Genomic DNA, 25,187 nt, shown 5'->3' with positions numbered 1-25,187 from the left:
TTCTTATCCTTAAGCCCGGGCTTTCAGACGATCCAGTTTTTCAACTTTCTGACGAATACGTTGTTGTTTCAGCGGTGACAGATAATCCATAAACAGTTTGCCGACCAGGTGATCCATCTCATGCTGAATACAGATGGCTAACAGGCCGTCTGCTTCCAGTTCAAATGGTTTACCGTCGCGGTCCAGGGCGCGAATTTTAACTTTCTCAGCGCGTGGCACTAAAGCACGTTGTTCAGGGATCGACAGGCAACCTTCTTCAATGCCTGTTTCGCCGCTTTTTTCTAAAAGCTCCGGATTGATTAGCACCAGCCGTTCGTCACGGTTTTCCGAAACATCAATAACAATAATACGTTGATGGATATCAACCTGGGTTGCAGCCAGGCCAATACCTTCTTCTGCGTACATCGTCTCGAACATATCATCGACGATACGCTGAATTTCTGCATTCACTTCTTCTACCGGTTTAGCAACTTTGCGAAGCCGCTCGTCCGGAATATGTAACACTTGCAAAACTGACATAAATCTCCAGAGATGTGTTCAGGAGTTAGAAAGATTATTTCTTCTATTCTAGACAAATCCCCCTCTGATTGACAGCATCACTGACCAATCGCAAAGATTGCTAAGGCTGCTTATGGCAGGGAGATAAGGATGGTCGATACAGAAATTTGGCTGCGTCTGATGGGCATCAGCAGCTTGTACGGCGATGATATGGTTCGTATCGCTCACTGGCTGGCAAAACAGTCGTATATTGATGCGGTTGTATTGCAGCAAACAGGGCTTACATTGCGGCAGGCACAACGCTTTCTTTCATTTCCGCAAAAGAGTATTGAAAGCTCACTTTGTTGGCTTGAACAACCCAATCATCATTTAATCCCTGCGGATAGCGAATTTTATCCTCCTCAACTTCTCGCAACGGTTGATTATCCCGGTGCTCTGTTTGTTGCCGGGGGGCTTCCCGCATTGCGATCATTTCAGCTTGCCGTCGTGGGAAGTCGTGCTCATTCATGGTATGGCGAGCGATGGGGACGATTATTTTGCGAATCGCTGGCGACACGTGGCGTAACGATTACCAGTGGGCTGGCGCGTGGAATCGACGGTGTGGCACATAAAGCGGCGGTACAGGTAAATGGCGTTAGTATTGCGGTCTTGGGAAATGGACTCAATACCATCCATCCGCGTCGCCATGCTCAACTCGCCGCTAGTCTGCTTGAACAGGGAGGCGCTATCGTTTCCGAATTTCCGCTGGATGTTCCGCCACTGTCTTACAATTTCCCGCGAAGAAATCGCATTATCAGTGGTCTAAGTAAAGGTGTACTGGTGGTAGAAGCTGCTTTACGTAGTGGTTCTTTGGTGACAGCACGTTGTGCGCTTGAACAGGGGCGAGAAGTTTTTGCCCTGCCCGGTCCATTAGGGAGTCCGGGAAGCGAAGGACCTCACTGGTTAATAAAACAAGGTGCGACTCTTGTGACGGAACCGGAAGAAATCCTGGAAAATTTGCAATACGGATTGCACTGGTTGCCAGATGCCCCTGAAAATTCATTTTATTCACCGGATCAGGAAGACGTGGCATTGCCATTTCCTGAGCTCCTGGCTAACGTAGGAGATGAGGTAACACCTGTTGACGTCGTCGCTGAACGTGCCGGCCAACCTGTGCCAGAGGTAGTTACTCAACTACTAGAACTGGAGTTAGCAGGGTGGATCGCAGCAGTACCCGGCGGCTATGTCCGATTGAGGAGGGCATGCCATGTTCGACGTACTAATGTATTTGTTTGAAACCTATATTCACACAGAAGCTGAGTTGCGTGTGGATCAAGACAAACTTGAACAGGATCTTACCGATGCAGGATTTGATCGAGAAGATATCTACAATGCCCTGCTTTGGCTGGAAAAGCTTGCGGATTATCAGGAAGGACTGGCAGAGCCAATGCAACTGGCCTCTGATCCACTCTCCATGCGTATTTATACCCCGGAAGAGTGTGAAAGACTGGATGCCAGTTGTCGTGGTTTTCTGCTTTTCCTTGAGCAAATTCAGGTGCTTAACCTTGAAACCCGTGAAATGGTGATAGAGCGAGTGCTCGCGCTGGATACCGCAGAGTTCGACCTGGAAGATCTAAAATGGGTGATCCTGATGGTGTTGTTCAATATTCCGGGTTGCGAAAATGCGTACCAGCAAATGGAAGAATTACTCTTTGAAGTGAATGAAGGTATGCTGCATTAATCATTTCTTTAATTCAGCATAAGTTGTTATGGCGAAATCAGCACTGTTCACGGTGCGTAATAATGAGTCCTGCCCAAAGTGCGGGGCTGATCTGGTTATTCGATCCGGGAAACACGGTCCGTTTCTTGGGTGCTCACAGTATCCGGCGTGTGACTACGTCCGTCCTCTGAAATCTTCAGCGGATGGGCATATCGTCAAAGTTCTGGAGGGGCAAGTTTGCCCTGCATGTAGCGCAAATCTGGTATTACGCCAGGGACGCTTTGGTATGTTTATTGGCTGCAGTAACTACCCTGAATGCGAACATACTGAACTTATCGATAAACCGGACGAAACGGCAATTACATGTCCCCAATGTCGGACGGGTCATCTGGTCCAGCGCCGCTCCCGTTATGGCAAAACATTCCACTCCTGTGATCGCTACCCGGAGTGTCAATTTGCTATTAACTTCAAACCCATAGCCGGAGAGTGCCCTGAGTGTCACTATCCGCTACTCATCGAAAAGAAAACCGCGCAGGGTGTTAAACATTTCTGTGCCAGTAAACAATGTGGAAAGCCGGTTTCGGCGGAATAATAACGTGAATAATAACCTGCAAGGAGACGCTATCGCGGCTGCGGTAGATGTCCTCAATGAAGAACGTGTCATCGCCTATCCAACGGAAGCTGTTTTCGGTGTCGGGTGCGATCCTGATAGCGAAACTGCAGTGATGCGACTGTTGGAGTTAAAACAGCGTCCGGTTGATAAGGGGCTGATTTTAATCGCAGCAAATTACGAGCAGCTCAAACCTTATATCGATGACAGCATGCTGACGGACGCGCAGCGTGAAACCATTTTTTCCCGCTGGCCAGGTCCTGTCACCTTTGTCTTTCCCGCGCCTGCGACAACACCGCGCTGGTTGACGGGGCGCTTTGATTCGCTTGCTGTACGAGTCACCGACCATCCGTTGGTGATTGCTTTGTGCCAGGCTTATGGTAAACCGCTGGTTTCTACTAGTGCCAACTTGAGTGGATTGCCACCTTGCCGGACAGTAGACGAAGTTCGCGCACAATTTGGCGCGGCGTTCCCGGTTGTGCCTGGTGAAACGGGGGGGCGTTTAAATCCTTCAGAAATCCGCGATGCCCTGACGGGTGAACTGTTTCGACAGGGGTAACATAATGGAAATCTATGCTGTTTTTGGTAATCCGATAGCCCACAGCAAATCGCCATTCATTCATCAGCAATTTGCTCAGCAACTGAATATTGAACATCCCTATGGGCGCGTGTTGGCACCCATCAATGATTTCATCAACACACTGAACGCTTTCTTTAGTGCTGGTGGTAAAGGTGCGAATGTGACGGTGCCTTTTAAAGAAGAGGCTTTTGCCAGAGCGGATGAACTCACTGAACGGGCAGCGTTGGCTGGTGCTGTTAATACCCTCAAGCAGTTAGAAGATGGGCGCCTGCTGGGTGACAATACCGATGGCGTAGGTTTGTTAAGCGATCTGGAACGTCTCTCTTTTATCCGCCCCGGGTTACGTATCCTGCTCATTGGTGCTGGCGGGGCATCTCGCGGTGTACTACTGCCACTTCTTTCCCTGGACTGTGCGGTGACAATCACTAATCGGACGGTTTCCCGCGCGGAAGAGTTGGCTAAATTGTTTGCGCATACTGGCAGTATTCAGGCGTTGGGTATGGATGAACTGGAAAGTCATGAGTTCGATCTCATTATTAATGCAACATCCAGTGGCATCAGTGGTGATATTCCCGCGATCCCAGCATCGCTCATCCATCCAGGTATTTGTTGTTATGACATGTTCTATCAGAAAGGAAAAACACCTTTTCTGGCATGGTGTGAGCAGCGAGGCTCAAAGCGTAATGCTGATGGTTTAGGGATGCTGGTGGCACAGGCGGCTCATGCCTTCCTTCTTTGGCATGGCGTTCTGCCTGATGTAGAACCGGTCATCAAACAATTGCAACAGGAGCTGGCGGTGTGAATCAGGCCATCCAGTTTCCAGACAGGGAAGAGTGGGACGAGAATAAAAAATGTGTATGTTTTCCCGCTCTGGTGAATGGTATGCAACTGACATGTGCGATCTCTGGCGAGAGCCTGGCGTATCGCTTTACTGGAGATACGCCAGAACAGTGGTTAGCGAGTTTTCGTCAGCATCGCTGGGACCTGGAAGAAGAAGCGGAAAACTTAATTCAGGAACAAAGTGAAGATGATCAAGGCTGGGTCTGGTTACCCTGATCCAGATATTCGTCCTTCCATTTCACGTAATTATTCGCGGAATAGCGTAACCCAGCCTTCTCTTCATCACTTAACGGGCGGATCTGTTTGACGGGGCTACCGAGATACAGATATCCGCTCTCCAGCCGTTTATTTTGTGGGACCAGGCTACCCGCCCCAATCATCACATCATCTTCTACTACTGCGCCATCAAGTAAAATTGAGCCCATCCCAACCAACACTCGATTGCCAATGGTGCAGCCGTGGAGCATCACTTTATGTCCAACCGTAACGTCTTCGCCGACGATTAACGGATTGCCTTGTGGATTAGCCGTTGATTTATGGGTCACGTGTAAGACGCTGCCATCCTGGATATTGGTTCGGGCGCCGATCTGAACATAATTAACATCACCACGAATTACAACAAGTGGCCAGATCCCCACATCATCGGCCAACCGAACATCACCAATAATCACACTGCTACTGTCAATCATGACTCGCGAACCGATTTGTGGAAAAAGATCCCGGTATGGGCGTAGAGTGTCTGACATACTTACCTCAACGAAAAATGATTTATCTATGACTTTGGGTGCTTTATTAGCCTTGCGCAAGTGTTTTGCTATGTAAAAATGCGCCATTTTGCATGTGAATGCAGCAAAGAGGCTGAAAAAAGAACAAACAGAAAAAAAGATCAAAAAAGTACTTGTGCAAAAAATTGGGATCCCTATAATGCGCCTCCGTTGAGACGACAACGTGAAACACTTCACAAGATGGTCGTAACAACGAAGAGAAAAATCCTGAAATTCAGGGTTGACTCTGAAAGAGGAAAGCGTAATATACGCCACCTCGCGACAGTGAGCTGAAAGCCGCGTCGCAACTGCTCTTTAACAATTTATCAGACAATCTGTGTGGGCACTCGAAGATACGGATTCTTAACGTCGCAAGACGATAAATGAATACCAAGTCTCAAGAGTGAACACGTAATTCATTACGAAGTTTAATTCTTTGAGCATCAAGCTTTTAAATTGAAGAGTTTGATCATGGCTCAGATTGAACGCTGGCGGCAGGCCTAACACATGCAAGTCGAACGGTAACAGGAAACAGCTTGCTGTTTCGCTGACGAGTGGCGGACGGGTGAGTAATGTCTGGGAAACTGCCTGATGGAGGGGGATAACTACTGGAAACGGTAGCTAATACCGCATAACGTCGCAAGACCAAAGAGGGGGACCTTCGGGCCTCTTGCCATCGGATGTGCCCAGATGGGATTAGCTAGTAGGTGGGGTAACGGCTCACCTAGGCGACGATCCCTAGCTGGTCTGAGAGGATGACCAGCCACACTGGAACTGAGACACGGTCCAGACTCCTACGGGAGGCAGCAGTGGGGAATATTGCACAATGGGCGCAAGTCTGATGCAGCCATGCCCCGTGTATGAAGAAGGCCTTCGGGTTGTAAAGTACTTTCAGCGGGGAGGAAGGGAGTAAAGTTAATACCTTTGCTCATTGACGTTACCCGCAGAAGAAGCACCGGCTAACTCCGTGCCAGCAGCCGCGGTAATACGGAGGGTGCAAGCGTTAATCGGAATTACTGGGCGTAAAGCGCACGCAGGCGGTCTGTTAAGTCAGATGTGAAATCCCCGGGCTCAACCTGGGAACTGCATCTGATACTGGCAGGCTTGAGTCTCGTAGAGGGGGGTAGAATTCCAGGTGTAGCGGTGAAATGCGTAGAGATCTGGAGGAATACCGGTGGCGAAGGCGGCCCCCTGGACGAAGACTGACGCTCAGGTGCGAAAGCGTGGGGAGCAAACAGGATTAGATACCCTGGTAGTCCACGCCGTAAACGATGTCGACTTGGAGGTTGTGCCCTTGAGGCGTGGCTTCCGGAGCTAACGCGTTAAGTCGACCGCCTGGGGAGTACGGCCGCAAGGTTAAAACTCAAATGAATTGACGGGGGCCCGCACAAGCGGTGGAGCATGTGGTTTAATTCGATGCAACGCGAAGAACCTTACCTGGTCTTGACATCCACAGAACTTTCCAGAGATGGATTGGTGCCTTCGGGAACTGTGAGACAGGTGCTGCATGGCTGTCGTCAGCTCGTGTTGTGAAATGTTGGGTTAAGTCCCGCAACGAGCGCAACCCTTATCCTTTGTTGCCAGCGGTTTGGCCGGGAACTCAAAGGAGACTGCCAGTGATAAACTGGAGGAAGGTGGGGATGACGTCAAGTCATCATGGCCCTTACGACCAGGGCTACACACGTGCTACAATGGCGCATACAAAGAGAAGCGACCTCGCGAGAGCAAGCGGACCTCATAAAGTGCGTCGTAGTCCGGATTGGAGTCTGCAACTCGACTCCATGAAGTCGGAATCGCTAGTAATCGTGGATCAGAATGCCACGGTGAATACGTTCCCGGGCCTTGTACACACCGCCCGTCACACCATGGGAGTGGGTTGCAAAAGAAGTAGGTAGCTTAACCTTCGGGAGGGCGCTTACCACTTTGTGATTCATGACTGGGGTGAAGTCGTAACAAGGTAACCGTAGGGGAACCTGCGGTTGGATCACCTCCTTACCTTAAAGAAGCGTTCTTTGAAGTGCTCACACAGATTGTCTGATGAAAATGAGCAGTAAAACCTCTACAGGCTTGTAGCTCAGGTGGTTAGAGCGCACCCCTGATAAGGGTGAGGTCGGTGGTTCAAGTCCACTCAGGCCTACCAAATTTGCACCGCAAATTTGAAGAGGTTTTAACTACATGTTATGGGGCTATAGCTCAGCTGGGAGAGCGCCTGCTTTGCACGCAGGAGGTCTGCGGTTCGATCCCGCATAGCTCCACCATCTCTGTAGTGATTAAATAAAAAATACTTCAGAGTGTACCTGCAAGGGTTCACTGCGAAGTTTTGCTCTTTAAAAATCTGGATCAAGCTGAAAATTGAAACACTGAACAACGAAAGTTGTTCGTGAGTCTCTCAAATTTTCGCAACACGATGGTGTTTTACGAAACATCTTCGGGTTGTGAGGTTAAGCGACTAAGCGTACACGGTGGATGCCCTGGCAGTCAGAGGCGATGAAGGACGTGCTAATCTGCGATAAGCGTCGGTAAGGTGATATGAACCGTTATAACCGGCGATTTCCGAATGGGGAAACCCAGTGTGATTCGTCACACTATCATTAACTGAATCCATAGGTTAATGAAGCGAACCGGGGGAACTGAAACATCTAAGTACCCCGAGGAAAAGAAATCAACCGAGATTCCCCCAGTAGCGGCGAGCGAACGGGGAGCAGCCCAGAGCCTGAATCAGTGTGTGTGTTAGTGGAAGCGTCTGGAAAGGCGCGCGATACAGGGTGACAGCCCCGTACACAAAAATGCACATACTGTGAGCTCGATGAGTAGGGCGGGACACGTGGTATCCTGTCTGAATATGGGGGGACCATCCTCCAAGGCTAAATACTCCTGACTGACCGATAGTGAACCAGTACCGTGAGGGAAAGGCGAAAAGAACCCCGGCGAGGGGAGTGAAAAAGAACCTGAAACCGTGTACGTACAAGCAGTGGGAGCCTCTTTTATGGGGTGACTGCGTACCTTTTGTATAATGGGTCAGCGACTTATATTCTGTAGCAAGGTTAACCGAATAGGGGAGCCGAAGGGAAACCGAGTCTTAACTGGGCGTTAAGTTGCAGGGTATAGACCCGAAACCCGGTGATCTAGCCATGGGCAGGTTGAAGGTTGGGTAACACTAACTGGAGGACCGAACCGACTAATGTTGAAAAATTAGCGGATGACTTGTGGCTGGGGGTGAAAGGCCAATCAAACCGGGAGATAGCTGGTTCTCCCCGAAAGCTATTTAGGTAGCGCCTCGTGAATTCATCTCCGGGGGTAGAGCACTGTTTCGGCAAGGGGGTCATCCCGACTTACCAACCCGATGCAAACTGCGAATACCGGAGAATGTTATCACGGGAGACACACGGCGGGTGCTAACGTCCGTCGTGAAGAGGGAAACAACCCAGACCGCCAGCTAAGGTCCCAAAGTCATGGTTAAGTGGGAAACGATGTGGGAAGGCCCAGACAGCCAGGATGTTGGCTTAGAAGCAGCCATCATTTAAAGAAAGCGTAATAGCTCACTGGTCGAGTCGGCCTGCGCGGAAGATGTAACGGGGCTAAACCATGCACCGAAGCTGCGGCAGCGACACTATGTGTTGTTGGGTAGGGGAGCGTTCTGTAAGCCTGTGAAGGTGTGCTGTGAGGCATGCTGGAGGTATCAGAAGTGCGAATGCTGACATAAGTAACGATAAAGCGGGTGAAAAGCCCGCTCGCCGGAAGACCAAGGGTTCCTGTCCAACGTTAATCGGGGCAGGGTGAGTCGACCCCTAAGGCGAGGCCGAAAGGCGTAGTCGATGGGAAACAGGTTAATATTCCTGTACTTGGTGTTACTGCGAAGGGGGGACGGAGAAGGCTATGTTGGCCGGGCGACGGTTGTCCCGGTTTAAGCGTGTAGGCTGGTTTTCCAGGCAAATCCGGAAAATCAAGGCTGAGGCGTGATGACGAGGCACTACGGTGCTGAAGCAACAAATGCCCTGCTTCCAGGAAAAGCCTCTAAGCATCAGGTAACATCAAATCGTACCCCAAACCGACACAGGTGGTCAGGTAGAGAATACCAAGGCGCTTGAGAGAACTCGGGTGAAGGAACTAGGCAAAATGGTGCCGTAACTTCGGGAGAAGGCACGCTGATATGTAGGTGAAGTGATTTACTCATGGAGCTGAAATCAGTCGAAGATACCAGCTGGCTGCAACTGTTTATTAAAAACACAGCACTGTGCAAACACGAAAGTGGACGTATACGGTGTGACGCCTGCCCGGTGCCGGAAGGTTAATTGATGGGGTCAGCGCAAGCGAAGCTCTTGATCGAAGCCCCGGTAAACGGCGGCCGTAACTATAACGGTCCTAAGGTAGCGAAATTCCTTGTCGGGTAAGTTCCGACCTGCACGAATGGCGTAATGATGGCCAGGCTGTCTCCACCCGAGACTCAGTGAAATTGAACTCGCTGTGAAGATGCAGTGTACCCGCGGCAAGACGGAAAGACCCCGTGAACCTTTACTATAGCTTGACACTGAACATTGAGCCTTGATGTGTAGGATAGGTGGGAGGCTTTGAAGTGTGGACGCCAGTCTGCATGGAGCCGACCTTGAAATACCACCCTTTAATGTTTGATGTTCTAACGTTGACCCGTGATCCGGGTTGCGGACAGTGTCTGGTGGGTAGTTTGACTGGGGCGGTCTCCTCCTAAAGAGTAACGGAGGAGCACGAAGGTTGGCTAATCCTGGTCGGACATCAGGAGGTTAGTGCAATGGCATAAGCCAGCTTGACTGCGAGCGTGACGGCGCGAGCAGGTGCGAAAGCAGGTCATAGTGATCCGGTGGTTCTGAATGGAAGGGCCATCGCTCAACGGATAAAAGGTACTCCGGGGATAACAGGCTGATACCGCCCAAGAGTTCATATCGACGGCGGTGTTTGGCACCTCGATGTCGGCTCATCACATCCTGGGGCTGAAGTAGGTCCCAAGGGTATGGCTGTTCGCCATTTAAAGTGGTACGCGAGCTGGGTTTAGAACGTCGTGAGACAGTTCGGTCCCTATCTGCCGTGGGCGCTGGAGAACTGAGGGGGGCTGCTCCTAGTACGAGAGGACCGGAGTGGACGCATCACTGGTGTTCGGGTTGTCATGCCAATGGCACTGCCCGGTAGCTAAATGCGGAAGAGATAAGTGCTGAAAGCATCTAAGCACGAAACTTGCCCCGAGATGAGTTCTCCCTGACTCCCTGAGAGTCCTGAAGGAACGTTGAAGACGACGACGTTGATAGGCCGGGTGTGTAAGCGCAGCGATGCGTTGAGCTAACCGGTACTAATGAACCGTGAGGCTTAACCTTACAACGCCGAAGCTGTTTTGGCGGATGAGAGAAGATTTTCAGCCTGATACAGATTAAATCGACATGTTGAAGAACGACGTGTTGATAAAACAGAATTTGCCTGGCGGCCGTAGCGCGGTGGTCCCACCTGACCCCATGCCGAACTCAGAAGTGAAACGCCGTAGCGCCGATGGTAGTGTGGGGTCTCCCCATGCGAGAGTAGGGAACTGCCAGGCATCAAATTTAGCGTGCTGATATGGCTCAGTTGGTAGAGCGCACCCTTGGTAAGGGTGAGGTCCCCAGTTCGACTCTGGGTATCAGCACCACTTTTTAGGTTAAAGTTCGGCAGATTAGAAAAGAATTTGTCTGGCGGCAGTAGCGCGGTGGTCCCACCTGACCCCATGCCGAACTCAGAAGTGAAACGCCGTAGCGCCGATGGTAGTGTGGGGTCTCCCCATGCGAGAGTAGGGAACTGCCAGACATCAAATAAAACAAAAGGCTCAGTCGGAAGACTGGGCCTTTTGTTTTATCTGTTGTTTGTCGGTGAACACTCTCCCGAGTAGGACAAATCCGCCGGGAGCGGATTTGAACGTTGCGAAGCAACGGCCCGGAGGGTGGCGGGCAGGACGCCCGCCATAAACTGCCAGACATCAAATCAGGCGAAAGGCCATCCGAAAGGATGGCCTTTTTGCATTGTGCGAAAAAAAAGTTGGATTCACCTTTTCAGTCCAGGAAACGCAACTTAATGGATTACCTGCGATAAAAATGCCCTAGTACGCTCTGATTTAGGATGCGCAAAAAACTCATCTGGTGCAGCTTGTTCCACTATCTCTCCGCGATCCATAAAAATCACCCGGTCAGCGACGGTTCGCGCAAATCCCATCTCATGCGTTACGCACAACATCGTCATACCCGATTGCGCCAGCCCAATCATCGTATCCAGCACTTCTTTTACCATCTCCGGATCGAGCGCGGATGTTGGTTCATCAAACAGCATAATCTTGGGCTTCATACAAAGTGAACGTGCTATAGCAACGCGTTGCTGCTGACCACCGGAGATCTGTCCGGGAAACTTCTGTGCATGTTCGGCAATTCTCACCCGCTCAAGGTAATGCATCGCCAGAGCTTCAGCCTCTTTCTTTGGCATCTTGCGTACCCAAATAGGTGCAAGGGTACAGTTCTGTAAAACGGTCAGATGTGGGAAAAGATTAAAATGCTGAAAGACCATTCCCACTTCCTGTCTGACACGCTCAATATTGCGGATATCTTCGTTAAGTTCGATCCCATCCACCACGATCCGTCCCTGTTGATGTTCTTCCAGATGATTAATACAACGAATGGTTGTCGATTTCCCGGAACCAGATGGGCCACACAGAACGATTCGTTCTCCCGGTTGCACGGTTAAATTTATATTTTTCAGTACATGGAATTGCCCATACCACTTGTTAACATTTTCAAGCGTAATCATCGCGTTAGCAGGTTGCAGTAAAATTTGGCTCATAGTGTCCTCAATGCGGTGTACGCCCGGTGTTAAAACGTTTTTCCAGATGCTGGCTATAACGTGACATGCTGAAACAGAAGATCCAGTAGATCAGCGCGGCGAAAACATACCCTTCCGTCGACATACCCAACCAGGCGGGATCAACGGTTGCCTGCTGAACGCTACTGAAAAGATCGAACAACCCGATGATGATCACCAGGCTGGTATCTTTGAAGAGTGCGATGATGGTATTTACCAGCCCAGGAATTACCAGCTTCAACGCCTGTGGCAGAATAACCAGCCCCTGAGTTTTCCAGTAACCCAACGCCAGTGATTCCGCCGCTTCATATTGCCCTTTAGGCAGTGCCTGTAATCCGCCTCGCACGACTTCCGCAACATATGCTGACTGAAACAGGATCACTCCAACCAGTGCGCGGATCAGTTTGTCGATACTGGTGCCTTCTGCCATAAACAGCGGCAGCATTACCGAAGACATAAACAAGACGGTGATTAGCGGTACGCCGCGCCAGAACTCGATAAAAATGACCGATAAGATACGCACAATCGGCATATGGGAGCGGCGGCCTAACGCCAGTAAGATCCCCCACGGTAGCGCCCCCGCAATTCCAACTGATGCAATAATTAAAGTTAGCGTCAGCCCGCCCCATTGCCGGGTTTCAACCCGCTCAAGACCAAGAAAACCGCCATACATCAGCCACCAGACGATAAGTGGATAAATCACCGCCCAGACCGCAATATAGCGACCGCGATGTGGGAATATTTTCCAGAACATCGGCGCAATCGAAACCAGGCCAATCAGTAATGCCAGATTAATTCGCCAGCGTTGGTCGTGTGGGTAAAGCCCATACATAAATTGACCAAATCGTTCGTGGATGAAAACCCAACAGGCACCGGCTTTTGTGCAGTCGGCACGCGTTGAGCCAACCCAGTTAGCCTGCAAAAATGCCCAGTTCAGCAACGGTGGAATCAATTCCCACATCAACCACAAGCAGCCAATAGTCAGCAGGCTATTGCCCCAGCTGGAGAACAGATTTTTTCGCACCCACACCATAGCGCGGCTTGAGTTATGGCTCGCCGGGCGCGGGGGATGAGCCAGTAATACTTTTGTCATCATGACTCCTTAGCGTTCAACGATCGCGATGCGGCGGTTATAGATATTCATCAGCAGCGAGATAGTCAGGCTGATAATCAGATATACCGACATGGTCATGGCTATCGTTTCGATGGCTTGCCCCGTCTGGTTCAGCACGGTGCCAGCAAACAGCGAAACCATATCCGGATAGCCAATAGCGGCGGCAAGAGAGGAGTTTTTGACGATGTTGAGATACTGGCTGGTAAGTGGTGGAATAATCACCCGCAGCGCCTGGGGAATAATCACCTGGCGTAGCGTAACCGGGTTGGGTAATCCCAGCGAGCGGGCAGCTTCATGTTGACCATAAGGCACTGCCTGAATCCCGGCGCGGATAATCTCAGCGATAAATGCAGAGGTATAAACCGAAAGAGCCAGCGTTAAGGCTGCCAGTTCGGGTATGAGAACCATACCGCCACGGAAGTTAAACCCTTGTAGCGCCGGGATATTCCAGTGCACTGCTGCACCGAAAAGCCAGTGTGCCAGTAAAGGCAAACCAATGATCAACCCAACGGCGACAGGCCAGGTTCGGCGTAGTTGTCCGGTCTTTATCTGGTGTGTTTTATTAAAGCGGAATAGCCTAACAGAAAGGGCTATAGCCATAACAACAGCCAGGATAAATGCAAGAAACCCATCTCCCAGCTGCGGTGACGGAATATAAAGCCCACGATTGCTCAAAAAGATCAGATCTAACGCACTCACCGCCTGGCGTGGTCCGGGTAAATTGCGCAACACGGCAAAATACCAGAAGAAGATTTGCAGCAGCGGCGGAATATTACGGAAGATCTCAATATAAATAGTGGAAAGCTTTCGTAGTAGCCAGTTATCCGAAAGTCTCGCCAGACCGATAAAGAAGCCCAGAACAGAAGCGAACACAATACACAATGCTGAAACCAGTAACGTGTTGAGCAAGCCGACAATAAAAACGCGTCCGTAGGTATCGCCCTGCTGGTAATCGATCAAATGCTGGACGATACCGAAGCCAGCGCCGCGATCCAGGAAGGCAAAACCTGAAGTAATGCCGCGATTACTGAGATTCGTTACGGTGTTATGGAATAGCCAGCCTACAATACCGACGACGGCGACAACGGCAAGGATCTGGAAAAGCCAGGCGCGCACTGTAGGATTGGCAAATGAAAGTGAACCTTTAACGGTTGTGCGGCGATGAGACATAGGAACCTCGGAAACCATAACGCTAAAGAGAGCGCCGCCGTGGCGACGCTCGTTACCTCATATCGACTTAACGCACGGGCGGCGCATACTGAATACCGCCGTTATTCCAGAGATTATTTTGCCCACGTTTAATTTTCAGCGGGCTTTCTGAACCTACGTTACGCTCAAAAATTTCCGAGTAGTTACCCACCTGTTTGATGATGTTGTAAGCCCATTTATTATCCAGCTTCAGATCCTTGCCGTAATCGCCCTCTTTACCCAGTAGATGCGCCATATCAGGCGTTGCCGGATTCGCCGCTTTTTCATCGACGTTCTGGGAATTGATGCCCATCTCTTCAGCATTCAGCATGGCGAAAAGCGTCCAGCGCACAATAGAGAACCATTCGTCATCGCCACGGCGGACTACCGGCCCGAGCGGTTCTTTAGAGATAACTTCTGGCAGCACGATCCATTCGGCTGGGTTGCTTAATTTGATTCGCAATGCATACAGTTGTGACTGATCCGAGGCCAGCGTATCGCAGCGACCAGATTCCAGTGCCTTCGCGGATTCGTCAGAGCGATCGAAGGTCACGGGCGTGTACTTCATTTTGTTCGCTTTGAAGTAATCGGCGACGTTGAGCTCGGTGTCTGTACCAGCCTGAATACAGACCGTTGCGCCATCCAGCTCTTTTGCGCTTTTTAGCCCCGCTTTATCGTGCGTCAGGAAACCAATGCCATCGTAATAAGTGACACCAGTAAATGCCATTCCCATGCCTGCGTCACGAGATGAAGTCCAGGTTGTATTACGAGAGAGCAAATCCACTTCGCCAGATTGCAATGCAGTGAAACGTTCTTTTGCGGTGAGCGGGGTGTATTTCACTTTTGTGTCGTCGCCAAATACAGCGGCGGCAACGCCACGACAAACATCAACATCAATACCAGAAAACTTGCCATCTGCATCGGCATAAGAGAATCCAGGCAATCCGTCACTGATCCCGCATTGTACAAAACCTTTTTTCTTTACGGCATCGAGTGTCGCGCCAGCCTGTGCCTGATTTGCAACGGCAAGCAGCACGCTGGCGGCAGCCAGTGTGGCTATCATCATCTTTTTCATAATGCTTCCTGTGAGGCGAAAATTATCGTTATAGGACGTTTGGGAAACGCCTTTTACCTGTCTGTGGCCATCCTCTTATAAGCAAAAGTAGTGCCAGCTTTTGCGCACGATTTCGCGTCGCAATAAGCTGAGTGTAGACAGGAAATAATAAAAACAGCGCCCCGCAATGGTGCGAAAATGAAACATGCGCCACATTTTGGCGCAAAATATTTACTCGTATTTTGCTAAGCAGAATAATGATTATTGGCGTGAGTATCGGTGGGGAGGATGTGATTAAAAAATAAATTAATGCGTTATTTCGACATTGAGATAATGCTGCGAGATAAAATGCTTAATTAAAATGGGATTAGCCAGCGAAATATAGCGGTGTTTAACGTATTGGTAGATTCTGTATCGTTAAACAGAGCGCGAAAGTCCGCGCTCTGTTCAGTTATTTTGACAGAGCAATGATCCCCATCGTAAGGCCGGCGACAGCCGCTGCTCCGCCAGCAATAGCCCCGGCAGTTTCCCAGTTATCCTGTGTTGTACCTTTCATACAGGTATTGGTGTGAACCAGGCGTCCCTGATCGTCATAAACCGGAACGCAGGGGGAATCGTGAGCACAGCCCGCCAGCAATGCGGTGAGCAATGCCACAGGAATTAATCTTTTCATGGTGTTACCTCAGTAATAACGCTAACGCTTAATAAGTTAACTCTCTTATTAACGAGCTGAGTACCATTTTATCACTGGAGGTTATAAATCTTGCGGAATGAATAATGACAAATTATGTGAATTGTAAAAATAGTGAAGGGAACATGGGCTACGAAAAGTTTTTAAAGAGTGAGCAGAAGATTATCTTATTAATTTTTATGGTTTTCACTAAAAATAATAAAGGCGCCCGAAAGCGCCTTTATGTTTCTGATTTATCCTTTAAAGCAACGGCGGATCACCACAAAGAACACCGGTACGAAGAAGATTGCCAGCAACGTTGCAGAGACCATTCCTCCCATTACCCCGATACCCACTGCGTTCTGCGCGCCACTGCCGGCACCGTTACTGATAGCTAGCGGTAATACGCCGAGAATAAAGGCGAGAGAGGTCATCAGGATAGGACGCAGACGCATACGTACTGCCATCAGTGTCGCTTCAACAACACCTTTACCCTCTTTCTCCATGAGATCTTTAGCGAACTCAACAATCAAAATAGCGTTTTTGGCCGACAAGCCAATTGTCGTTAGCAAGCCCACCATAAAGTAGACGTCATTTTTTTGATTAAAGAGTGTCGCCGCCAGCAGCACGCCGACAATCCCTAACGGCACGACCAACATAACCGATACAGGTATTGACCAGCTTTCATAGAGCGCAGCAAGGCACAGGAAAACAACCACGAAGGAGATTGCCACCAAAGCAGGAGCCTGGTTGCCCGATAAGCGTTCCTGGTACGACATACCTGTCCAGTCATAACCAATGCCTGCAGGTAATTTTGACGCAAGGTTTTCCATCAACGCCATGGCATCGCCGGAACTGGTTCCTGGCGCAGCTTCCCCCTGAATCTCCATTGACGGCAGACCGTTGTAGCGTTCCAGTCGTGGAGAACCATACACCCAATGTGAAGTGGTAAAGGAAGAGAATGGCACCATTTCACCATTGGCGCTGCGGACGTAAAGTTTATCGACATCTTCTGGCAGCATACGGAATTTGGCATCCGCCTGAACATAAACCTTTTTCACACGGCCACGGTCGATGAAGTCGTTAACATAAGTCCCGCCCAACGCCGTAGAAATGGTCTGATTGATGTCAGAAAGCGAAACGCCTAATGCCTGCGCCTTTTCCTGGTCAACTTCAAGTTTGAATTGCGCGGTATCTTCCAGGCCATTAGGGCGCACACTGACTAAGCTGCCAGGATGTTGCGCCGCCATGCCAAGCAGCTGGTTACGAGCCTGGGTTAGGGCATCGTGACCCAGCCCTGCCTGATCAATTAACTCAAAGTCAAAACCCGTTGCCGTGCCCAGTTCAACAATAGCAGGCATATTAAACGGAATGACAAAACCGTCGCGGATCTTACCCAATTCCATTTTGGCGCGATGGATAACCGCTTCCGCGCTGTTTTCATCACCATTACGCTCTTCCCACGGTTTCAGGCTGACGAAGGCCATCCCGGCGTTTTGCGCCTGGCCGCTGAAGCTAAACCCGTTAACCGTAAAGACACTTTCAACGTTTGCTTTTTCATTGTGCAGGTAGTAATCCGTCACCTGATCCAACACTTTTTGCGTCCGCTCTTGCGTCGCGCCAGCGGGCAACTGAATCATGGTCAGAAAGACACCCTGATCCTCTTCAGGCAAGAAGGAAGAGGGAAGACGTAAAAACAACACCACCATTCCAGCAACAATCAGCGCATAGATCAGTAAATATCGTCCTGTGGAACCGAGGATTTTGCCGACGCTGTTGGTGTAGTGATTAACGCTATGATCGAAGGTAGTATTAAACCAGCCGAAGAAACCGCCCTTATTTTCGTGATGCTCAGCAGAGACGGGTTTGAGCAGCGTTGCACATAACGCCGGGGTGAGAATCAATGCCACCAGAACAGAAAGCGCCATTGCCGAAACGATGGTGATAGAGAACTGGCGATAAATTGCCCCGGTAGAGCCGCCGAAGAATGCCATCGGAATAAATACCGCTGACAGCACCATCGCGATACCCACCAGTGCGCCCTGAATTTGCGACATTGATTTTTCCGTCGCTTCTTTTGGCGGGAGCTTATCCTCCATCATTACGCGCTCGACGTTCTCCACCACCACTATCGCATCATCGACGAGTAGTCCAATGGCAAGCACCATCCCGAACATCGTTAGTGTGTTGATGGAGTAACCAAAAGCGGCGAGGATGGCAAACGTCCCTAACAACACCACGGGCACAGCAATGGTGGGGATCAGCGTTGCTCGCATATTCTGCAAGAACAGATACATCACCAGGAATACCAGCATAATGGCTTCGAACAGCGTTTTTACCACTTCGTGAATAGAAAGCTGGACGAATGGCGTGGTGTCATAAGGGTAGAGAACCTTCATTCCCTGCGGGAAGAATGGCTGTAATTCCGCCAGTTTTGCCTTAATGGCTTTCGCGGTATCGAGAGCGTTCGCACCGGTTGCCAGCTTAATACCCAGACCCGCCGCCGGTTTACCGTTGATGCGAGCGATAACGTTATAGTTTTCACCGCCAAGTTCAACCCGTGCGACATCTTTCAGGTGCACAACCGAACCGTCGCTGTTCACGCGCAGGGTAACTTTGCCGAACTCTTCCGGATTTTTTAATCGCGTCTGAGCAATAATTGAGGCGTTCAACTGTTGCCCTGGTAAAGCAGGCGTTCCGCCCAACTGTCCGGCAGCAATCTGATCGTTCTGCACTTTCAACTGGTTAATTACATCAACCGGTGTCAGCTTATATTTGTTCAGCAGATCGGCGTCCAGCCAGATACGCATCGCATACTGTGCGCCAAAGAGTTGCACGTCACCAACGCCATTCAGGCGGCTAAGCGTATCTTTAACGTTAGAGGCCACATAGTCCGAGATATCGTCCTGTGTGGTGTCTGGGTTATCAGAGACAAAGCCCGCCACCATGAGATAGCTGCTACTGGACTTTTCAACGCTGATCCCCTGCTGTTGAACTTCCTGCGGCAGCAACGGCGTAGCGAGCTGGAGTTTGTTCTGCACCTGCACTTGCGCGATATCTGGATCGGTTCCGGACTGGAAGGTGAGGGTAATTGTCACGCTACCGGCGGAATCGCTGGTCGAGGACATATACATCAGGTTATCGATACCATTCATATTCTGTTCGATAACCTGCGTCACCGTATCCTGTACGGTCTGCGCATCAGCGCCCGGATAGTTTGCCGAAACAGAAACCGCAGGCGGCGCAATGGTTGGGTACTGGGCGACGGGCAATTGTAGGATCGCCAGTGCGCCCGCCATCATCAGAATAATGGCCAGCACCCATGCAAATATCGGTCGTCGAATAAAAAAGTTTGCCATGTCAGATTGCCTTACTTCGATGCAGTATCTGCGGGGATATCGGTAGTGGCTTTAACCTGCTCTCCCGGGCGCGCTTTTTGCAGGCCGCTGACAATGACTTGATCGCCAGATTTCAGCCCTTCGCTAATCAACCATTTATCGCCAATCGCCTGGCTGGCAACGACAGGACGCGCTTCAACCTGACTTTTATCGTTAACAATCAGCACGGTTGCGTCACCACGCGGTGTGCGGCTAACGCCTTGTTGCGGGATAAGAATGGCATCGGGTTGTACACCTTCATTAATCCGTGCGCGCACAAACATACCCGGCAAAAGCGTATGTTGTGGGTTAGGGAAGACGGCACGTAGGGTTATGGAGCCGGTGCTTTCATCAACGGTCACATCGGAGAATTGCAGTGTGCCTTTCAGGGGATAGGTTTGACCGTTTTCCATGACCAACTCTACGTTGCTGGTGGCGTTTTCCTTATGCAAATTCCCTTGCACTACGGACTGCTTCAGCCTCATAAAATCGTTGCTGGATTGGGTAACATCGACGTAGATAGGATCGAGCTGCTGGACAGTTGCCAGTTCGGTCGTTTGCCCGTTAGTGACGAGCGCACCTTCGGTCACAGTAGATTTGCCGATACGTCCGCTAATTGGCGCAGTCACTTTGGTATAAGCGAGATTGATTCGGGCGCTTTCGACGGTGGCTTTTGCCGCAATCACGGCGGCATCGGCCTGGCGAGCATCAGCAATGGCTTGATCGTACTCCTGCTGACTAATGTATTTCGTTCCCACGAGTGGAACGTAACGTTTTACCGTCAAATGCGCGATGGCGGCGGCGGCTTCACTTTTCGCCAGTTCGCCCTTCGCGCTGTCATAACTTGCCTGATAGGTCGCTGGATCGATCTGGTACAGGGACTGTCCTGCCAGCACATCGCTACCTTCAGTGAAATTACGATTCAGTACGATCCCACTAACCTGTGGGCGAACTTCAGCGATACGGAAAGCGTTGGTGCGGCCTGGTAATTCAGTCTTAACTTCTAGCGGGGCCGTTTTCACAACATGAACGGTAACCTGCGGTTCACCGACGTGAGCTTTCTCTTCTCCCTTATCGTTACAACCTGCGATTAAAGCAGCGGAGAACAGGATAAAGGAGGGCAGGAGGAAAAACCTGGCATGTTTCGTCATTACTATTCCTCAAAAAACCAAAAGCGCGTTATTTACCCGAAAAGGCAACGCGTTAACTCGCAGAAAGAAAAATACAGTTCGCTATCCTACAAATTATCATTCGTCGATGTAAGGAATAGTTATGAATACTGGCGTCTAAGGCACATAAACACAAAAAAAGATTAATATTCTAATGTTTTGTTTTGCCGTTAATTGAAATGAGATGAATTACTTTCACTTAAAATGAAATATGCATTCATTAAATGAATGCATATTGGCTAAATGATAGGTTTGAATTATTTGACGATTTATAGCAACTCAATATTAGCCTCTCGTATAAATATGCGTTAGGTGATAGATTACCCTTCGCTATTTTCTCATCCTGTGTCGAATATATTTATTTTCTGAATAATTAATCATGGCAAAAAGAACCAAAGCCGAAGCCCTGAAGACCCGGCAAGAACTGATTGAAACTGCCATCGCCCAGTTTGCGCAGCATGGTGTAAGCAAGACGACACTCAACGACATTGCCGACGCCGCTAACGTCACACGTGGCGCTATCTACTGGCACTTCGAAAACAAGACCCAACTGTTTAATGAGATATGGCTGCAACAACCATCATTGCGGGAGTTAATCCAGGAGCGACTGGCGGCAGGGTCAGACCATAACCCGTACCAGCAATTGCGTGAAAAACTGATTGTTGGCTTGCAATATATTGCCGAAATTCCCCGCCAACAGGCATTACTACAAATCTTATATCACAAATGTGAATTTAATGATGAGATGCTGGAAGAGGCAGTAATACGCGAGAAGATGGGCTTTAATCCGCAGACTCTGCGCGAAGTATTGCAATCATGTCAGCAACAAGGGTATGTAGCTAAAAGCCTCGACTTAGACGTCGTAATGATTATTATTGATGGTGCCTTCAGCGGTATTGTTCAAAACTGGTTAATGAATATAGCGGGTTACGATCTTTATAAACAAGCACCCGCATTAGTCGATAATGTATTAAGAATGTTTATGCCAGATGAAAACACAACGAAATTAATTCATAAAACAAATGAATTAGGTATCGTATAAAGTTACATTCTATTGTGAAAATCCAGTTCGTCACAGTTAACCAGTTTTAGCGGATTAACCGAGTTCATATTGCGACATTTGTCTGTTTCTGTTGCCAGTAGTTCAATCCACTGCATCAGTAAGGTATCAAACAGAAAAACGGAGACAGCGAAAACGACGAGCCACCAATACTTGCGAATCATTACCTGAGCCTGTGCATGTTTAACCAAGTCTGGCAGGAAATATACACGAAATGAATAATCTGAAAACCAGGCTTACACTTCCTTTACTTTGCAATGAGATCGGGGTCAACTTCGCTGATCCGGCTTCGTTTTGACAGGTTGCCGGTCTTTCTTTTTTTCACTTTCGCCAGATCTTCCACGGAGTAATGTGACACGACATCCAGCCGTCGAAGTCCCATCTTGATGTACTCGCTGTTAATCTCAATACCAATGAATTTTCGCCCGCTGGCGACGGCTACGGCACCGGTAGTAAAGCTACCGGCAAACGGGTCGAGAACGACATCGCCAGGGTTGGAAGAGGCGAGAATAATGCGCTTCAGTAATGCTTCCGGTTTTTGCGTCGGATGGTTTTCATATTCATCCATCAAATAACGCACGCGCGGAAAATCCCAGACATTACCCGGTACTTTTTGGTGATTGTAAGGCTGTGGAGGATTTTTGCGATAATCGATCAACGCGCGTTGCGCACCGGTTTTAGCTTCAACCAGAATAGCATCACCGTTGAACGTGTAGTTCTTTGCATCTTTCACCATCATCAGGATGGGTTCGTACATGGAGCCATAGTGTTTCTTCGCCTGCACCCCAGAACTGTCATATGACCAGACGATGCGACTTTTGATGGTAAAGAACTTGCGGCACTGGATATCGATAAAGGGCATGTTTTCCGTGCTGTTCATGATGTACATACTGCCCTGCTTTTTCAGAACGCGGTGGCACTCTGCAATTACTTCAAACAGCCAGTCGATAAACAGATCATCTTTCCAGGCTTCGATCAGACCATCAAAATTTTTACCGATGTTATAAGGTGGGTCGGCAAAGATCAGATCGATGCTTTCGGTGGGTAGTTTTTTAAGCTCGGCAAGCGCATCACCGTGAATAATGGTCTTAGCTTCATTACCAAACCGGGTCGGTTCACATCCTGTTCTCATGGTCACTCCCTTTGTGACACCTATAAAAAAGGCGCTTCCCCATGCCGAGTAGCGCCTTTTTAATCAAGCATTTAGCTAACCTGGATTAGTTCATGCCGTACTTTTTCAATTTTTTACGCAGCGTACCACGGTTGATGCCCATCATCAGCGCAGCACGGGTCTGGTTACCACGGGTGTATTGCATCACCATGTCCAACAGGGGCTGTTCTACTTCAGCCAGTACCAGCTCATAGAGGTCATTCACATCCTGACCATTCAGTTGAGCAAAATAGTTCTTCAGTGCCTGTTTAACCGAGTCACGCAGGGGTTTTTGGGTTACCTGATCCTGAGAGTTAACGGTAGAAACGGTCAGTACGTCAGAATTTACGCGTTGTTCGAACATAGTTCTGTCAGCTCTTTATTTCTGTTTACGCAAAATTTTCGAAGTATGCCTCCAACGCCTCCAGCTGTTCGCTGGCATCCTCAATGGCGTTGAATGTGCGCCGAAACTGGTCATTTGGAGCGTGTTCCTGGAGATACCAGGAAACGTGTTTACGTGCAATTCGGTATCCTTTTGCCGGACCATAAAAGTCATGCAGTTCCCGAACGTGCGCGCAAAGCAAGCGCTTAACCTCTGCCAAAGGCAGCGGGGGCAGCAACTCCCCAGTGTCCAGATAATGCTGGATTTCCCGAAAGATCCAGGGTCTTCCCTGAGCTGCACGGCCTATCATCAGAGCATCCGCCCCTGTATAGTCGAGCACAGCTCTGGCTTTAAGCGGGTCAGTAATGTCGCCATTCGCGATAACCGGAATGGAAACTTTCTGCTTAACTGCCCGAATACTGTCGTACTCAGCTTCTCCATTGAACAAACAGGCGCGTGTACGGCCATGAATGGTCAGAGCCTGAATGCCACAGTCTTCAGCCAGTTGGGCAATCTCTTCACAGTTACGGTGTTCCGGCGCCCAGCCGGTGCGAATCTTCAGGGTAACAGGAACGTCCACTGCATTGACGACCTCGGTAAGGATCGATTTAACGACATCCGGGTACTGCAAGAGGGCTGAACCTGCGAGCTTGCGATTCACTTTTTTAGCCGGGCAACCCATATTGATATCAATAATCTGGGCACCGCTTTCCACGTTAATACGTGCTGCATCTGCCATTTCTTTCGGATCGCTACCGGCAATTTGCACGGTACGAATACCGGGTTCATCAATGTGCACCATCCGTAAACGAGATTTGTCGCTTTCCCAAACCTGAGGGTTAGAAGACATCATCTCGGATACTGTCAATCCGGCTCCCATCTCGTAGCACAACGTCCGAAAAGGTCTGTCTGTAATGCCAGCCATGGGCGCTGCGATCAGGCGATTTCTGAGCTGATATTGTCCGATGCGCATGAGTTAAGAAATGACCATACTGTGACTGCAAGGCGGCGTATATTACGCATTTTTTGCACGAGATGAAAGGCCAAACTTTGACCAATCCTCTGAGATGGATCAAAGAATTGCATTTAAAATGAGCGTGGCGCGATAATTACTTATAAAAATCATCATATTAGAAAATAGTGACTAAAATTTACACTCCAAGAAATTTGAGTAAGTTCTCAATTTTTCTTTATGAATGAAAATTTTGGCACGCAAAATTGCGTAAATAATCAGCAAATTTACGTGCCTTTTGTGACCTTGCTCGCACTTTGCTCTGCATCACCATGCGGTGATGCGAAGGTTAATTCTTACGACCGGTAATGCGGCACCACTCTTCTTTTTCCACGACCGGGTCCAGTGCGAAGCTGTCAGCATAAGCTTCACAAACGCTCTCTGCCTGGCTTGCCAGAATACCGGAAAGGCCCAGCAAACCGTCTGAAACCGGCAGGACGCTGATTAACGGTGCCAGTTCACGTAATGGGCCTGCAAGGATGTTAGCGACCACCACGTCGGCTTTCATTTCTTCTGGCTGATCTTTCGGTAAGTAGAGTTCCAGACGGTCAGAAACGCCATTACGTTCGGCGTTGTCGCGGCTGGCCTGAATCGCCTGCGGATCGATATCAATACCAATGGCTTTTGCTGCACCTAACTTCAGCGCCGCAATAGCCAGAATGCCGGAACCGCAGCCAAAGTCGATGACCGTTTTACCAGTTAAATCGAGGCTGTCGAGCCATTGCAGGCACAGAGAGGTAGTTGGATGAGTCCCTGTACCAAACGCCAGCCCTGGGTCTAACATCACGTTGACGGCGTTTTCGTCCGGCACATCACGCCAGCTTGGGCAGATCCACAGTCGTTCACCAAAGCGCATCGGGTGGAAATTATCCATCCATTCGCGCTCCCAGTCTTTATCTTCCAGTTGTTCGATTTTATGCGCGAAGCCTGCGCCGAGCAGTGGATGGTTTTCCAGAATCGCCACCACGTCGTTCATATCGGTTTCAGCATCGAACAGACCAATCACATCGGTGTCGCCCCACAGGCGCGTTTCGCCCGGCAGCGGCTCAAATACTGGCGTATCGTGGGTATCCTGAAAAGTGATAGAAACGGCACCCGCTTCCATCAGCGCATCGCTAAGATCTTCCGCGTTCGCGCCGGTGGTGTTCAGTTTCAGTTGGATCCAAGGCATGGCAAAACT

Annotated in this window: 21 protein-coding genes, 3 tRNA genes and 4 rRNA genes; 14 read left to right on the top strand and 14 right to left on the bottom strand. The window is 49.6% G+C overall.

The window, feature by feature from the left end; genetic code table 11:
* Positions 1-9: 9 nt before the first annotated feature.
* Positions 10-519, bottom strand: a complete 510-nt coding sequence (gene def / locus LG381_RS01965; RefSeq protein ID WP_000114984.1) for a peptide deformylase — start codon at positions 517-519, stop codon at positions 10-12.
* A gap of 129 nt (positions 520-648) precedes the next feature.
* Between def and dprA the strand changes: the two genes are divergently transcribed.
* From dprA to LG381_RS01935, 6 genes are read left to right on the top strand one after another with little or no spacing between them, the layout of a single operon-like run.
* Positions 649-1,773: a DNA-protecting protein DprA gene (dprA, locus tag LG381_RS01960; protein WP_000228513.1), complete on the top strand. Its 1,125-nt coding sequence runs from the start codon at positions 649-651 to the stop codon at positions 1,771-1,773.
* A complete protein-coding gene (smg, locus tag LG381_RS01955; RefSeq protein ID WP_000460672.1) occupies positions 1,745-2,218 on the top strand; it encodes a DUF494 family protein Smg in 474 nt (157 codons plus the stop codon). The genes dprA and smg overlap by 29 nt, the downstream gene beginning before the upstream one ends.
* Positions 2,219-2,246: 28 nt before the next feature.
* Entirely contained in the window at positions 2,247-2,789 is a 543-nt protein-coding gene (locus LG381_RS01950; protein ID WP_010346159.1) for a type I DNA topoisomerase, read from the top strand.
* A gap of 4 nt (positions 2,790-2,793) precedes the next feature.
* Entirely contained in the window at positions 2,794-3,366 is a 573-nt protein-coding gene (gene tsaC, locus LG381_RS01945) for an L-threonylcarbamoyladenylate synthase type 1 TsaC (protein ID WP_010346162.1), read from the top strand.
* A gap of 4 nt (positions 3,367-3,370) precedes the next feature.
* Positions 3,371-4,189 carry a shikimate dehydrogenase gene (aroE, locus tag LG381_RS01940; protein ID WP_000409178.1) on the top strand — a complete coding sequence of 273 codons (819 nt, stop codon included), beginning with the start codon at positions 3,371-3,373 and terminating at the stop codon, positions 4,187-4,189.
* Complete coding sequence (locus tag LG381_RS01935) at positions 4,186-4,443, top strand: DUF1488 domain-containing protein (protein ID WP_001070563.1); 258 nt, start codon at positions 4,186-4,188, stop codon at positions 4,441-4,443. The genes aroE and LG381_RS01935 overlap by 4 nt, the downstream gene beginning before the upstream one ends.
* Here the strand turns inward: LG381_RS01935 and LG381_RS01930 are convergent.
* Positions 4,419-4,973, bottom strand: a complete 555-nt coding sequence (locus tag LG381_RS01930; protein ID WP_225761960.1) for a gamma carbonic anhydrase family protein — start codon at positions 4,971-4,973, stop codon at positions 4,419-4,421. The genes LG381_RS01935 and LG381_RS01930 overlap by 25 nt on opposite strands.
* A 471-nt stretch (positions 4,974-5,444) precedes the next feature.
* Between LG381_RS01930 and LG381_RS01925 the strand changes: the two genes are divergently transcribed.
* From LG381_RS01925 to rrf (LG381_RS01895), 7 genes are all read left to right on the top strand, one after another.
* Positions 5,445-6,986: ribosomal RNA gene (locus LG381_RS01925) — 16S ribosomal RNA — on the top strand.
* Between the two features lie 68 nt (positions 6,987-7,054).
* Positions 7,055-7,131 (top strand) — tRNA-Ile (locus tag LG381_RS01920).
* Between the two features lie 42 nt (positions 7,132-7,173).
* A tRNA-Ala gene (locus LG381_RS01915) sits at positions 7,174-7,249 on the top strand.
* A gap of 181 nt (positions 7,250-7,430) precedes the next feature.
* A 23S ribosomal RNA gene (locus LG381_RS01910) occupies positions 7,431-10,333 on the top strand.
* Between the two features lie 99 nt (positions 10,334-10,432).
* Positions 10,433-10,548: ribosomal RNA gene (gene rrf / locus LG381_RS01905) — 5S ribosomal RNA — on the top strand.
* 14 nt (positions 10,549-10,562) lie between these two features.
* Positions 10,563-10,638, top strand: a tRNA-Thr gene (locus tag LG381_RS01900).
* Positions 10,639-10,677: 39 nt separating this feature from the next.
* Positions 10,678-10,793, top strand: a 5S ribosomal RNA gene (gene rrf, locus LG381_RS01895).
* Together the 16S, 23S and 5S rRNA genes with 3 tRNA genes alongside form the textbook arrangement of a ribosomal RNA operon.
* Before the next feature lie 261 nt (positions 10,794-11,054).
* On the opposite strand, the gene LG381_RS01890 is transcribed toward rrf (LG381_RS01895), so the two are convergent.
* The 7 genes from LG381_RS01890 to acrE all read right to left on the bottom strand — a co-directional run bounded on the left by LG381_RS01890 (position 11,055) and on the right by acrE (position 20,385).
* Positions 11,055-11,813, bottom strand: coding sequence for an amino acid ABC transporter ATP-binding protein (locus LG381_RS01890; RefSeq protein ID WP_000078344.1), 759 nt, complete (start codon positions 11,811-11,813; stop codon positions 11,055-11,057).
* A gap of 7 nt (positions 11,814-11,820) precedes the next feature.
* Positions 11,821-12,924: an amino acid ABC transporter permease gene (locus LG381_RS01885; protein ID WP_032226589.1), complete on the bottom strand. Its 1,104-nt coding sequence runs from the start codon at positions 12,922-12,924 to the stop codon at positions 11,821-11,823.
* Positions 12,925-12,933: 9 nt separating this feature from the next.
* Positions 12,934-14,115 (bottom strand): amino acid ABC transporter permease, encoded by a 1,182-nt coding sequence (locus LG381_RS01880; RefSeq protein ID WP_010345327.1) that lies wholly within the window; start codon positions 14,113-14,115, stop codon positions 12,934-12,936.
* 67 nt (positions 14,116-14,182) lie between these two features.
* Positions 14,183-15,208, bottom strand: coding sequence for an amino acid ABC transporter substrate-binding protein (locus LG381_RS01875; RefSeq protein WP_225761959.1), 1,026 nt, complete (start codon positions 15,206-15,208; stop codon positions 14,183-14,185).
* Positions 15,209-15,638: 430 nt separating this feature from the next.
* Entirely contained in the window at positions 15,639-15,860 is a 222-nt protein-coding gene (locus LG381_RS01870) for a membrane protein (RefSeq protein ID WP_000825639.1), read from the bottom strand.
* A 251-nt stretch (positions 15,861-16,111) separates the two neighbouring features.
* Positions 16,112-19,216 carry a multidrug efflux RND transporter permease subunit AcrF gene (gene acrF, locus LG381_RS01865; RefSeq protein ID WP_225761958.1) on the bottom strand — a complete coding sequence of 1,035 codons (3,105 nt, stop codon included), beginning with the start codon at positions 19,214-19,216 and terminating at the stop codon, positions 16,112-16,114.
* A gap of 11 nt (positions 19,217-19,227) precedes the next feature.
* Positions 19,228-20,385 carry a multidrug efflux RND transporter periplasmic adaptor subunit AcrE gene (gene acrE / locus LG381_RS01860; RefSeq protein ID WP_225761957.1) on the bottom strand — a complete coding sequence of 386 codons (1,158 nt, stop codon included), beginning with the start codon at positions 20,383-20,385 and terminating at the stop codon, positions 19,228-19,230.
* Positions 20,386-20,782: 397 nt separating this feature from the next.
* Between acrE and envR the strand changes: the two genes are divergently transcribed.
* The gene (gene envR, locus LG381_RS01855) at positions 20,783-21,445 is read left to right on the top strand and encodes an acrEF/envCD operon transcriptional regulator (protein ID WP_001129497.1); all 663 of its coding nucleotides are present in this window, start codon (positions 20,783-20,785) and stop codon (positions 21,443-21,445) included.
* A gap of 2 nt (positions 21,446-21,447) precedes the next feature.
* Here envR and LG381_RS01850 read toward each other — a convergent pair whose 3' ends face one another.
* The 5 genes from LG381_RS01850 to prmA all read right to left on the bottom strand — a co-directional run bounded on the left by LG381_RS01850 (position 21,448) and on the right by prmA (position 25,178).
* Positions 21,448-21,627 (bottom strand): DUF2556 family protein, encoded by a 180-nt coding sequence (locus tag LG381_RS01850; RefSeq protein WP_010345321.1) that lies wholly within the window; start codon positions 21,625-21,627, stop codon positions 21,448-21,450.
* A gap of 83 nt (positions 21,628-21,710) precedes the next feature.
* A complete protein-coding gene (yhdJ, locus tag LG381_RS01845; protein ID WP_225761956.1) occupies positions 21,711-22,595 on the bottom strand; it encodes an adenine-specific DNA-methyltransferase in 885 nt (294 codons plus the stop codon).
* A gap of 85 nt (positions 22,596-22,680) precedes the next feature.
* Positions 22,681-22,977, bottom strand: coding sequence for a DNA-binding transcriptional regulator Fis (gene fis / locus LG381_RS01840; RefSeq protein ID WP_000462905.1), 297 nt, complete (start codon positions 22,975-22,977; stop codon positions 22,681-22,683).
* Positions 22,978-23,002: 25 nt separating this feature from the next.
* Positions 23,003-23,968 (bottom strand): tRNA dihydrouridine synthase DusB, encoded by a 966-nt coding sequence (gene dusB / locus LG381_RS01835; protein WP_001219652.1) that lies wholly within the window; start codon positions 23,966-23,968, stop codon positions 23,003-23,005.
* A 328-nt stretch (positions 23,969-24,296) separates the two neighbouring features.
* Positions 24,297-25,178, bottom strand: coding sequence for a 50S ribosomal protein L11 methyltransferase (gene prmA / locus LG381_RS01830; protein WP_119178463.1), 882 nt, complete (start codon positions 25,176-25,178; stop codon positions 24,297-24,299).
* Positions 25,179-25,187: the final 9 nt, after the last annotated feature.

This window comes from Escherichia sp. Marseille-Q3837, assembly GCF_916618735.1.
Taxonomy (GTDB): Bacteria; Pseudomonadota; Gammaproteobacteria; order Enterobacterales; family Enterobacteriaceae; genus Escherichia; species Escherichia ruysiae.
This window is presented reverse-complemented; position numbering and strand designations above follow the sequence as displayed.